This window comes from Variovorax endophyticus, from assembly GCF_025376855.1.
Lineage (GTDB): Bacteria > Pseudomonadota > Gammaproteobacteria > Burkholderiales > Burkholderiaceae_C > Variovorax.
In genome coordinates this window covers 1-11754 of record NZ_JAHUTH010000035.1, presented here as the reverse complement: position 1 = coordinate 11754, position 11754 = coordinate 1, and the positions used below count along the sequence as shown (strand labels likewise).

General features: G+C 71.8%; 12 protein-coding genes, 1 pseudogene and 1 riboswitch. Of the genes and pseudogenes, 9 read left to right on the top strand and 4 right to left on the bottom strand.

Annotated features, from left to right (window positions below; translation table 11 throughout):
- The first annotated feature begins 32 nt into the window (after window positions 1–32).
- From KV106_RS33435 to arsC, 4 genes are all read left to right on the top strand, one after another.
- A complete protein-coding gene (locus KV106_RS33435) occupies window positions 33–1127 on the top strand; it encodes a DNA glycosylase AlkZ-like family protein (protein ID WP_261215812.1) in 1095 nt (364 codons plus the stop codon).
- A gap of 105 nt (window positions 1128–1232) precedes the next feature.
- Window positions 1233–1403: riboswitch (FMN riboswitch) on the top strand.
- Window positions 1404–1502: 99 nt separating this feature from the next.
- Window positions 1503–2015: a 6,7-dimethyl-8-ribityllumazine synthase gene (locus tag KV106_RS33430; protein WP_057596132.1), complete on the top strand. Its 513-nt coding sequence runs from the start codon at window positions 1503–1505 to the stop codon at window positions 2013–2015.
- A 24-nt stretch (window positions 2016–2039) separates the two neighbouring features.
- Window positions 2040–2747, top strand: a complete 708-nt coding sequence (locus KV106_RS33425; RefSeq protein WP_261215811.1) for a glutathione S-transferase family protein — start codon at window positions 2040–2042, stop codon at window positions 2745–2747.
- A 34-nt stretch (window positions 2748–2781) separates the two neighbouring features.
- Window positions 2782–3165: an arsenate reductase (glutaredoxin) gene (gene arsC, locus KV106_RS33420; RefSeq protein WP_261215809.1), complete on the top strand. Its 384-nt coding sequence runs from the start codon at window positions 2782–2784 to the stop codon at window positions 3163–3165.
- Here arsC and KV106_RS33415 read toward each other — a convergent pair.
- The 3 genes from KV106_RS33415 to KV106_RS33405 form a co-directional block, all read right to left on the bottom strand.
- Entirely contained in the window at window positions 3162–4844 is a 1683-nt protein-coding gene (locus KV106_RS33415) for an ATP-binding cassette domain-containing protein (RefSeq protein ID WP_261215802.1), read from the bottom strand. The two genes, arsC and KV106_RS33415, sit on opposite strands and share 4 nt — an antisense overlap.
- 183 nt (window positions 4845–5027) lie before the next feature.
- Window positions 5028–5777 carry a sulfite exporter TauE/SafE family protein gene (locus tag KV106_RS33410; RefSeq protein ID WP_261215801.1) on the bottom strand — a complete coding sequence of 250 codons (750 nt, stop codon included), beginning with the start codon at window positions 5775–5777 and terminating at the stop codon, window positions 5028–5030.
- Between the two features lie 40 nt (window positions 5778–5817).
- Window positions 5818–7074, bottom strand: coding sequence for an MFS transporter (locus tag KV106_RS33405; RefSeq protein WP_261215800.1), 1257 nt, complete (start codon window positions 7072–7074; stop codon window positions 5818–5820).
- Window positions 7075–7163: 89 nt separating this feature from the next.
- On the opposite strand from KV106_RS33405, the gene KV106_RS33400 reads away from it, so the two are divergent.
- The 4 genes from KV106_RS33400 to KV106_RS33385 all read left to right on the top strand — a co-directional run bounded on the left by KV106_RS33400 (window position 7164) and on the right by KV106_RS33385 (window position 10408).
- Window positions 7164–8060, top strand: a complete 897-nt coding sequence (locus KV106_RS33400; protein WP_261215798.1) for an AraC family transcriptional regulator — start codon at window positions 7164–7166, stop codon at window positions 8058–8060.
- A gap of 54 nt (window positions 8061–8114) precedes the next feature.
- Complete coding sequence (locus tag KV106_RS33395) at window positions 8115–8807, top strand: phosphatase PAP2 family protein (protein WP_057598302.1); 693 nt, start codon at window positions 8115–8117, stop codon at window positions 8805–8807.
- A 138-nt stretch (window positions 8808–8945) separates the two neighbouring features.
- Complete coding sequence (locus KV106_RS33390; protein ID WP_057597863.1) at window positions 8946–9188, top strand: acyl carrier protein; 243 nt, start codon at window positions 8946–8948, stop codon at window positions 9186–9188.
- Window positions 9185–10408: a beta-ketoacyl-[acyl-carrier-protein] synthase family protein gene (locus KV106_RS33385; protein WP_261215796.1), complete on the top strand. Its 1224-nt coding sequence runs from the start codon at window positions 9185–9187 to the stop codon at window positions 10406–10408. The genes KV106_RS33390 and KV106_RS33385 overlap by 4 nt, the downstream gene beginning before the upstream one ends.
- 12 nt (window positions 10409–10420) lie before the next feature.
- Here the strand turns inward: KV106_RS33385 and KV106_RS33380 are convergent, their stop codons facing one another.
- Complete coding sequence (locus tag KV106_RS33380) at window positions 10421–11314, bottom strand: LysR substrate-binding domain-containing protein (RefSeq protein ID WP_261215794.1); 894 nt, start codon at window positions 11312–11314, stop codon at window positions 10421–10423.
- Between the two features lie 149 nt (window positions 11315–11463).
- Here KV106_RS33380 and KV106_RS33375 point away from each other — a divergent pair.
- Window positions 11464–11754 (top strand): annotated as a pseudogene (locus KV106_RS33375) (M20/M25/M40 family metallo-hydrolase); the annotation flags it as partial.

Here is an 11754-nt window from a genome sequence, read left to right as displayed (position 1 = left end):
CAGGCCATGGCGGCCTGTGCTGCAATGCGCCCATGCCCGCCCCCAGCCTCGACGACCTGCGCCGCTACGCCGTGGCGCGCACCCTGTTCAAGCCCACCACGCTCCCCAGCGCGATCAGGAAGCTCGGCTTCGTGCAGGCCGATCCGATCCGCGCCCCGGCGCGCGCGCAGGACCTGACGCTGCGCCACCGTGTCAACGACTACCGCGCGGGCGACCTCGAGCGGCGCTACACGCGGCTCGCGATCGAGGAGGACTGCCTGGTCAACTACGGCTTCCTGCCGCGCGAGCACCTGGCGCTGATGCATCCGCGCGAGGCCGCCAAGCCCTGGGACGCCGAGACGCGGCGCAAGGCGGCCGACGTGCTGGCCTTCGTGCGCGAGCGCGGCCGCGTGCATCCGCGCGAGGTCGAGCAGCACTTCGCGCACGGTCGCATGCGCAACTACTGGGGCGGCTCGGGCAATGCGTCGACGCACCTGCTCGACGGCATGCACTACCGCGGCCTGCTGCGCGTCGTGCGGCGCGACAGCGGCACGCGCATCTACGAGGCGGTCGAGCATGCGCCGGCCGACGAGAGCCCGGCCGGTCGCGCGCGCCGCGCGGCCGCGCTGATCGAACTGATCGTGCGCAAGTACGCGCCGCTGCCGGCCGGCAGCCTGACCTACCTGGTGCGGCTGCTCGGCTACGGCGCGCCGCACCTGTCGGCGCAGACGCAGGCCGCGCTGCGCCTCGCGCGCGAGGAGCTCGCGAGCCTGCGCATCGACGGCACCACCTGGTACTGGCCGGCCGACGAGAACCCGGCCTCGCGCCGCCATGCACCCGACGACGCGGTGCGCCTGCTCGCGCCCTTCGACCCCGTGGTGTGGGACCGCCGCCGCTTCGAGCTGCTCTGGGGCTGGACCTACAAGTTCGAGGCCTACACGCCCGCGCCGCAGCGCCAGTTCGGCTACTACGCGTTGCCGCTGCTATGGCACGACCGCGTGATCGGCTGGGCCAACGTGAGCGCGCCCGAGGGACGGCCCCAGCCCGCCTTCGGCTACGTCGAGGGCCGCAAGCCGCACGGCGCGGCCTTCCGCGCAGCGCTCGACGACGAGCTCGGGCGCATGGCCGAGTTCCTCGCGGCGCGCTGAGCCGGCCGCGGGCCACCCCCGGCGGCCTGGGGTCTTGGCCCGTGCGCGACAGGGCCGGGCGCGCCGCCTGCCTAGAATCGCCCTCGCCCCGGTGCGAGCCGGGGCAAGCGTTCTCAGGGCGGGGTGCAATTCCCCACCGGCGGTGATGGCGGTGTTCTTCGAAGGAAGGTACTGCATGAGCCCGCGAGCGCCCGTGGCTTGCAACGAGCCGCGGGGTCAGCAGACCCGGTGCGATCCCGGGGCCGACGGTCACAGTCCGGATGAAAGAGAGCGCGAAATGCGGGCCGGCCCGCGCGCTTCTGCCATGGAGCGTGCGGTCTGCTCCGTGGTTTCGTGCGCCCTGATTCAGGAAACCTGCTTTCGAAGAGGCACACCATGAGTCAGATCAACGACCTTCCCCTTTCCGCCATCGCCGCGACGGACGCACCGCGCGGCCAGCGCATCGCCTTCGTCGAGGCGCAGTGGCATTCCGACATCGTCCACCAGGCACGCGACGCCTTCCTCGAGGAGATGGAGCGCCTGGGCGTGCCGCGCGATCGCATCGACGTCTTCGACGTGCCCGGCGCCTTCGAGATCCCGCTGCATGCCAAGCGGCTCGCGCTGTCGGGCCGCTACGCGGGCATCGTGGCCTGCGCGCTGGTGGTGGACGGCGGCATCTACCGCCACGAGTTCGTGGCCAGCACGGTGGTCAGCACGCTGATGTCGCTGCAACTCGAGACCAATGTGCCGATCTTCTCGGCCGTGCTCACGCCGCACCACTTCCACGAGCACGTGGAGCACCGCAAGTACTTCCACCGCCACTTCGCGGTCAAGGGCACCGAGGTGGCCGAGGCCTGCGTCAAGACGCTGAAAGGTCTGCAAGAGGTCGAAACGCTGCTGGCGGCCTGAACGCGGGCGCGCTAGTCTGGGTGGATGGCTTCCCCGTCATCCCCCACCACCCCACCTTCCGCCGCGCCCGGTCGCTACACGCTCTACGGCGCGCCCGGCTCGGGCGCGACGCCCGTGCATGCGGCGCTCACGCTGATCGGCCTCGGCGACCAGGTCGACACGGTCGACATCGCGACCTGGGAAGGCGATGCCGAGCGCGATCGCATCGCCAGCCTCAACCCGATGCGCCAGGTGCCGGCGCTGGTGCTGCCCTCGGGCGAGCTGATGACCGAGAGCGCGGCGATCCTGCTCTGGCTCGGCGACCGCCATCCCGAGGCCGGCCTCTGTCCCGCACCCGGCGATGCGCTGCGCGCGCAGTACCTGCGCTGGATGGTCTACCTGCCGGCCGCCATCTATTCGATGTTCTGGGTGCGCGACGATCCCGCGCGGCTGGTGCCCGACCAGGCGGCGCAGCCCGCGATGCTCGAGCGCTCGGCCGAGCGCGTGGCCCATTGCTGGCACCTGATGGACACGCAGATCGCCGAGCCCTCGCCTTATCTGCTCGGCGAGCGCATCGGCATGCTCGATCTCTACGTGGCCGTGATGTCGCGCTGGACGCCCTGCCGCGAGCGCTTCTACCGCGAGGCGCCGCGCATGGCCGAGGTGGTGAAGCGCGTTGACGCCGAGCCGCGGCTGGCCGCGTTCTGGGCCGAGCGCTTTCCGTTCACGCCGGGCTGGGAACGTGGCGAGTGACGCGCGTCGGGCCGCGGCTTCCGATAATCGCGTCATGACCCGCAAAGAAGCCACCACCGACTACCCGATGACGATCTACCACAAGCCCAACTGCAGCACCTCGCGCAACGTGCTGTCGTTGATCCGCGAAAGCGGCGTGGAGCCCGAGATCGTCGAGTACCTGAAGACGCCGCCGTCGAAGAAGAAGCTGCGCGAGCTCGCCGACGCGATGGGCCTGAAGGCGCGCGAACTGCTGCGCACCAAGGAAGAACCGTACGCCGCGCTGAAGCTCGACGACCCGAAGTGGAGCGACGACCAGATCCTCGGCTTCATCGTCGAGCATCCGATCCTGCTGCAGCGCCCGATCGTGGTGTCGCCGCGCGGCACGCTGATGTGCCGGCCCTGGGAACGGGTGCGCGAGATTTTGCCGGCCGTCTAAGGGCCGTCCGTCTCGCGCAGCACCCAGCTTCGATCGCGGGACACCAGCCGATGGGTCGGCGCGAGCGCGTCGAGGAAGCGCGCATCGTGCGAGGCCACGACGAGCACGCCCGGAAAGCCCCTGAGCGCCTGCTCGAGCGCGAGCACCGAGGCGATGTCGAGGTGGTTCGTGGGCTCGTCGAGCAGCAGCATCTCGGCCGGTTCGCCGCTCCACAGCGCGCAGGCAAGCGCGGCCTTGAGCCGTTCGCCGCCGCTCAGTTGCGCCAGCGGCCGCAGCACTTCGGCCGCACCGAGCCCCAGCAGCGCGAGCCGGGTGCGCAGCTCGCCTTCGGGCAGCGGCGAATACAGCGCATCGAGCTGCCGCAGCAATGACCTATCGAGCGGCATCGCGGCGCCGCCGTCCTGATCGAGCCATGCCGAGCGCAGCGGTGCTTCGCAACGCCCGGCGATCGGCGCCTGCTGTCCCGCGAGCATGCGCAGCAGGCTGGTCTTGCCGCAGCCATTGGGGCCGCCGAGGCCGATGCGCACGGGGCCATGCAGGCACAGGTCCAGCGGTTTCGCGCCGGCCGGCCGTGCGGGCACCGCGCCCTCGAGCCACAGGACGCGGCGCCCGGCGGGAACCACCGAGCCCGGCAGCGCGAGTGCGACCGCGGACGCAGGCGCCACGCCGGCCGCTGCCTCGCGCACGGCGGCATCGAGCGCCGCGCGACTCTCGCGCTGCCGCTCGTGCTCGCGTCCCGCGTGGGCCTCGGCATTGCCCTTGAGGCGGCCCAGGTAGAGCCCGCCTAGATTGGCATCGCGCGCCCAGGCCGCGCCGCGCGCGGCACGGCGTTGCTGCGCGTCGTGCTGCCGGCGCAGTTCGCGCAAGGCGGCGTCGCGCTCGTGGCGCGCGTGCGCGAGCCGGGCCTGCGCGGCGTCGGCCTCGCGCTCGCGCCAGGCGCTGTAGGCCTGCCAGCCGCCGGTGCAGCCGCGCAGGCCGCCGGCCGGCGCGATCTCGACGATGCGGTCCATGCCCTCGAGCAGTTCGCGGTCGTGGCTCGCGACCACCACCACGCCGCGCCAGGCCGCGAGCCGCTCGCGCAGCCAGCGCCGTGCATCGACATCGAGATGGTTGCTGGGCTCGTCGAGCAGCAGCGCATCGGCGCCCGAGAGGAAGGCGCCGGCCAGCGCGACGCGGGTGCGCTCGCCGCCGCTCAGGCTGTCGGCGCGCCGGTCGATGGCGCAGGGCAGGCCCGCGTCGGCGAGCGCGGCCGCGAAGCGCGCGGGCAGGTCCCAGCAGCCTTCGGCGTCATCGAAATCGGCGGGCGTGGCATGACCGGCCTCGATGCGCGCGAGCGCGGCGAAGGGACGCGCGAGGCCCGCGAGCGCGGCCAGGTCCGCATCCGGCGCGGCGCCGGCGTTCTGCGCCACGTGCACGCGGCGCGAGGGCCGCACGATCGCGCCTGCCGTGGGTTCGCGCCGGCCCGCGAGCAGGTCGAGCAGCATCGACTTGCCGGCGCCATTGCGCCCGACCAGCCCGATGCGCCCGGGCTGGAAGGTCGCGCAGAGATCGTCGAACAACAGATGCCCGCCCGGCAGCGCGAGGCTGGCGTGGCGCAGCTCGAAGCCGGCGGTGGAAGAAAGAGAAAAGGAAGCGTCCGGCCCTGAACCCGGGCGCGGTGCGTGCGTGCGATGAGCCATGCCGGCCCTCCGATGAATCGTTGGCAAGGCGATGCACGGTGGTCATGCATCGCGGCGATCAAGGAAGGCTCAAAGGCGCATTTCGGGGGGACGCTCCGGAAAAAACGAAGGGCCGCGAAAGGCCCCGGGCCGTTTTGGAGGCGGGCCTCGCGCGAAGGTTCCGCGACTTTTCTTCTCTCTTCTTCAGCGCCGCAGCAGCACCGGCAGCGCCGAGGCCAGCATCGCCACGCCCGAGGCCGTCAGCAGGCCCAGCACGATCTTGCGGAAGGTGGCTTCGCTGATGCCGATGTACAGCCGCGCGCCGAGCCGCACCGGCACGAACACGGCCACCGCGACCAGGCCCAGCAGCGGGATCGTCGACACGGCGACGCCGCCGCGCGCCACGTGCAGCGAGAAGGCCACCACCAGCATCGTGAGGTTGAAGTTCTGGATCACCGCGCGCTGGGTGTCGCGCTCGAAGCCGCGCAGGGTGCACCACAGCGTGGGCACCACGCCCGAGAAGCCGCCGATGCCGGCCATCGCGCCGCCGATGGCACCGGCCACGCCGTCGGCCACCCGGCCGCCGAAGCGCACGCGCGGCAGCCGCTGCGACATCAGCATCGCGGGGCACCACAGCACCAGCACCGCGCCGAGGCAGACCTTGAACAGCTCGACGTCCAGGTGCGGCAGCAGCCAGACGCCGAAGGGAATGCCCGCGAGGCCGCCGGCGACGAAGGGCCAGAGCAGTTGGCGGTCGAAGCGGCGGCGCACGCTGAAGGCGGTGATCAGCTGCCCGGTCATGCCGCCGAACAGCGCGAGGATGGCCGCGAGCTGCGGGTCGAGCGTCCAGGCCCAGACCGACATCGACACCATGCTGAACGCAAAGCCGGACAGGCCCTGCACGAATCCCGCCAGCACCGCGCCGACGATCACATAGAGATACAAGGCCTGCATGGCGGCCGATGATATCGGCGGCCGCGCGGCGCTGCAGGGATCAGGCCGAGGCCGGCACCAGTGCCGTGCGGCGCACGCGCGTCACGTTGAAGGCGCTCGCGATCAGCACGCCCTGCACGAGCGCCAGGCCCACGATCACGGCCACGTACTGGCCATGGTCCATGAGGCGGCCGAAGATCAGCGGCGCCACGGCCTGCCCGATGTCGAGGCCGGCGTAGACCACGCCGTAGACGCGGCCGGTGGCATTGGGCGGCGTCGAGCGCTTGACCAGCAGGTCGCGCGAGGGACCGGCCACGCCCGAGACGAAGCCCATGGCACCGAACAGCACCGGCACCACCAGCGGCGGGAAGTCGGCGAAGGCCAGCACCAGCGCCAGCGCGGCGGCGATGCCGAAGCCCAGGCCCACGATGCGCTCGCAGCGCGAGGGATCGGAGGCCAGGAAGCCGCCCGCCACCATGCCGGCCGAGCTCGCCACCATGTAGACCGTGAGGCACACCGCCACGATACCGACCGGCACCGCGTGCAGGTGGCCGGCCGCGACCGGCGCGAAGGTCTGGACCACGCTGATCACGGCCGCATAGAAGAAGAAGAAACCGAAGCACATCCACACCGCCGGGATGCGCAGGAAGTCGAACTGCCCGCCCACCGCGGCCTCGCCCTGGCCGGTGGCCTTGTGCACCGCCTTCACGTCGAGGTCGAGCACGCGGCGGTAGGCCCACAGCACCAGCAGCACCACGATCGCGAGCGCGCCGGCCGAGGCCAGCGCCACGCGCCACGAGGTGGCGATGGCGATCGGCACCACGAAGGCCGGCGCCAGCGCCCAGCCCAGGCTGCCGGTGATGCCGTGCACGCTGTAGGCATGGCCCAGGCGCGTGGGCGCGACCTTGCGGTTGAACAGCGTGTAGTCGACCGGGTGGAACACGCCGTTGCCGATGCCGCCGACCACGGCGCACAGCAGCAGCATCCAGTAGCTCTGCGCCGCCGCGTAGCCGAAGGCCGCCAGCCCCAGCGCGCCCAGGCCCACGAACAGCACCGGCCGCGGGCCCAGCTTGTCGACGATGAAGCCCGAGGCCGCCTGCACGATGCACGAGACCACGAAGAACACCGTCAGCACCGCGCCCAGCTCGGTGTAGCTCACGCCGAAAGCGTCCTTGAGCCACGGAAACAGCGGCGCCAGGATCAGCTGGCTGAAGTGGCTGATCGCATGCGCCAGCCCGACCAGGCCGATCAGTTGGGCGTCGCTGCGCAGGGTGGTCGGGGAGGTGGCGTTGGGAGGGGTCGAGGCGGAGGAAGACATGGATTGCTACAAAAAACCGGGGCAAGCCCCGATGCTATGTCCGGGCTCGGCGGCAGAATGGCGATACCGCGACAACATTTGTCGAAACTATGCCAAGCGAGCTCCCCACTCCCGCGGACGGCGTTCCGCGCCCCGACAAGCCGCGCGCGGCCCCGGTGCCCGCGCCGGTCACCAGCGTGGCCTCGCTCACGCCGCACCTGTACGCGCCCGACGCGGTGCGGCCGCTGCGCGCCAAGGAGCACTTCCTGAGCGCCGACACCTTCGTCGAGCTGCACCAGCATCCGTGGCCGCAGCTGACCTTCTCCACCCGCGGCGTGATCCGCCTCAACACCCAGGACGGCAGCTACATCGTGCCGCCCTCGCGCGCGGTCTGGGTGCCGGCCGACATGCCGCACAGCATCATGCTGATCGAGGACGCGGAGCTGCGCACCATCTACCTGCATGCCTGGCTGGGCCCGGCGTGGGAGAAATGCGAGGTGCTCGAGATCAGCCCGCTGCTGCGCGCGCTGATGCTGGCGCTGGACACCACGCCCGACGGCCTGCCACCCACCGACGCGCATGCGCCGCAGCGCGAACGCATGATCGCGCCGCTCCTGGTCGACGAACTCGAGCGCGCCACGCAGATCCGCATCGACGTGCCGCTGCCCGCCGACAAGCGGCTGCGCCAGCTCTGCGAGGCGCTGCTGCGCAACCCGGCCGACCGCGCCACCCTGGCCGAGCGCGCCGCCAGCATCGGCGCGAGCGAGCACACGGTGGCGCGCATGTTCCGCGACCAGCTCGGCATGAGCTGGCAGCAGTGGCGCCAGCAGGCGGTGATGGCGCATGCGTTGCCGCTGCTGGCGCGCGGCATGGCCGTGAGCCAGGTGGCGGCCGCCAGCGGCTACGCCACCGACAGCGCCTTCTGCGCCATGTTCAAGGCCGCCACCGGGCGCTCGCCGACCTCGTTCCAGCACCGCAAGCGCGGTCCCTCGTCCGCCCACGCCTGAGGTGCTTTTCGGGGGCGGTCACGGGGCTCTGGCAAGATCGGCCGCCACCCCGCCATGAACCGACCGCTCCCCCTGCCCCTGCCCGCCGCGCCGGCCACGCCCACCTGGGGCGCCGAGATCGGGCGCCGCGTGCGCTGCCTGTTCCTGCTGAAGGCGGTCGGCACCACGGTCTTCACCTGGCTGTTCTTCATCGGCTACTTCCACCTGCTGCGCAACCCGGCCTTCCCGGTCACGGTGATGCCGCTGACCGCGCTCGACGCACTGATCCCGTTCCAGCCCCACTTCCTGGGCGCCTACCTGTCGCTGTGGCTCTACGTGGGCGTGGCGCCCGGGCTGCAGCCGAACTTCCGCGAGCTGCTGGTCTACGGCTTCTGGGTCGGCGGGCTGTGCCTCACGGGGCTGGGCCTGTTCTACCTGTGGCCGACGCAGATACCTCCTCTGGCCATCGACGTTTCGGGCTATGCGGGCTTCGAGATGCTGCAAGGCGTGGACGCCGCCGGCAATGCCTGCCCCTCGATGCACGTGGCGGTGGCGATCTTCACCGCGGTGCGGCTCGAGCACGTGTTGCGCGAAGCCCGCACGCCGCTGTGGCCGCGGCTCTTGAACTGGCTCTGGTTCGCGGCCATCGCGTGGTCGACGCTGGCGGTCAAGCAGCACGTGGCGCTCGACGCGCTGGCCGGCGCGTTGCTCGGACTGGCCTTCGCGCTGCCCTCGCTGCGCTGGCGTCCGGGTTATCGAGCACGCTGACTCCCCCTTACGGCCGGCATGTCCCTGCGGTGGGAGCGGATATCATTGGCGCTCACCGACCCTAGACATACGCCGAGCGAGGAAGGGATCGATTGCAATCGATCAGCGGCTGGCAAGAGAGACCACAGGCATCGCACGATGAGTTCGCTGAAGGAATTGCAGGACCTGATCCAAGAGAAGTACGGCATCGAACCGTCGACGCTCGACCCCCATGCCTCCATGCGGGAGAAAGGCGGGCTCGATTCGCTGGCGCTGGCCGAATTCCTGTTCGCCATCGAAGACCACTTCGGCATCACCATGCCCGACGAGGACGCCAACATCGACACGCTGGCCGAACTGGCCGTGCTGGTCGACAAGGTCCGCGCCGCCAAGCCAGCGTGAACACGCCCTCGGAGGTCGCCGTCACCGGGCTGGGCGTGGTCGCCCCGCACGGCGACCATCCCGACACCCTGTTCGAGGCCCTGCTGCAGGGCCGCTCGGCCATCGCGCCGGTGTTCCCCGAACTCCCCAAGCCGGCCGCCGCCGCCACCGTCGCCTTCGACGAGAGCCGCTGGTTCACCAAGCTGCAGCTCGCGGGCGTCGACCGCGTGAGCCAGCTCGCGGTGGCTGCCGCCGACCTCGCGATGCGCGATGCCGGCATTCCCACCCTCGCCGACAGCGGCCTCGATGCCGAGCGCGTGGGCGTCTACGGCGGCTGCGGCATGGGCGGCGCGGCGGCGCTCGAGGCCGCCTACCGCGGCAACGGCCGCGTGTCGCCGCTGACCATTCCGGCCTTCATGCCCAATGCGCCGGCGGCCCACGTGTCGATGCGCCAGGGCGTGCAGGGCCCGGTGCTCACCTATTCGGTGGCCTGCGCCTCGTCGTCGGTGGCGATCGCCGAGGCCGCCAAGGCGATCCAGCGCGGCGAGGTCGATCTCGCCATCGCGGGCGGCAGCGAAGCGCTGATCGTGCCCGGCGTGGTGCTGGCCTGGCAGGCCATGATGACGCTGGCCGGCTTCCAGAGCGGCGAAGCGGCGCAGGCGGTCAGGCCCTTCGCGGCCGACCGCAGCGGCTTCGCGCTCGGCGAGGGCGCGGCCTTCGTGGTGCTCGAGTCGGCCGAGCGCGCGCGCCGGCGCGGCGCGCGCATCCATGCGCTGCTCGCCGGCTGGGGCCTGAGCAGCGACGCCACCCATCTCACCAAGCCCGACGCGCCCGGCCAGGCGCGCGCATTGCGCTCGGCCCTGCGCCAGGCGGATCTGGCGCCGCGCGACGTGGGCTATTGCAACGCGCACGGCACCGCCACCCGCATCGGCGACGTGGTGGAGCGCAATGCGCTGGCCGCGGTCTGGGGCGACGATCTCGACGGCCTGCGCACCAGCTCGACCAAGGCGCTGCACGGCCACCTGCTCGGCGGCGCCGGCGCGCTCGAGGCGGTCATCACCATCCTCGCGCTGCGCGAACGCCGGCTGCCGCCCAACGTGAACGGCGGCCAAATCGATCCCGACTGCGCGCTGAACCTGGTGGCGCCCGGCGACGCCGAGGCGCCCGCGCTCGAGGCGGCGATCAGCAATTCCTTCGCCTTCGGCGGCACCAACTCCGTGCTGCTGTTCCGCCGCGCCTGAGGCCCGGCCCGCTCAGGCAGTGGGCAGCTCGCAGATCCATTCGACGAAGGCCGTCACCAGCGGATCGGCCGCCCGGTTCGGCGGCACGAACACGCTGTAGCCGCGGCGCGACGGCGCCTCGTGCGCGCAGGCCAGCGCCAGTTCGCCCGAACGCAGCGCGCGCTCCACGAAATAGCGCGGCACCAGGCCCACGCCGAGGTCGGCGCGCACCGCCTCGAGCAGCATCGAGAACAGGTCGAAGCGATGGCCGGCGACGAGGTTGTCGGGCGCCTGTGTCGCGGCCGGCGCCTGCGCGAACCACTCCTCCCAGGCGCCGAGCCGGGTGCGCAGGTGCAGCAGCCGCGCCTCGCGGAAATCGCCGCGCGCCATCCGGGCCCGGCCGGCCGCGCCGGGCGCGCAGACCGCCACGCAGGCCTCGGGCATCAGCGGCCGCGCCTCGGCGCCCGGCCACACGGCGTCGTCGTACTGCACGCCGACGTCGAAGGGCATGTCCTCCATGTAGAGCAGCGTCGGGAACACCTGCAGGTGCAGGCTGCAGCCCGGCTGGCGCGCGGTGAAGCCCGGCAGCCGCGGCAGCAGCCAGCCCTCGGCCAGCACCGGCACCGCGCCCACGATCAGCCGCAGGCCATCGGTGCGCCGGGCCATGGCCTCGAGCGTGTGGTCCTGCAGCCGCAGCAGGTCGCCCGCGATCTGGCCGTGGTAGCGGCGGCCGGCCTCGGTCAGCGTGGTGCCGCGCGCCGAACGCTGCACCAGCCGCACGCCGATCTGGGTCTCGAGCAGCCGCAGCTGCTGGCTCACGGCGCTGTGCGTGAGGCACAGCTCCTCGGCGGCGCGGCTCACGCCGTGGTGGCGCGCGACCGCGTCGAAGACCAGCAGCGCGCGCGTGCTCGGGATGTGGCGTTTCATCGTCATCGTTAGAAAAACTGACAGCAACGAAGATTAAACCCGAGCGCGATGCTCATCCCCCGATAAGAATCGCCGGCGGCCCGTCGCGGCGAATCCATGGCGCGACGGTTTTTCTTTCAACCCAGACTTCCACCGCCCGGATCTCCCGCATGCCCCGCTCCTCGTTTCGCCTCGCCCCCATCGCCCTCGCCCTGCTCTGCGCCGCCGGCGCGGCCCTCGCCCAGGGCGGCGCCATCGCCAACCCGCCGCAGGTGCGGCCCGAGGTCGACAAGGCCTACACGCAGCTGATGGCAGCGCCCGCGGTCCAGAAGCTGCTCGAGGCGGTGAAGGCCGACCACGAGCGCTCGGTCGAGGACCTGAAGCTGCTGACCGAGATCGAGGCGCCGCCGTTCAAGGAACAGAAGCGCGCCGAGGCCTTCCTCGCGCGCATGAAGGCGCTG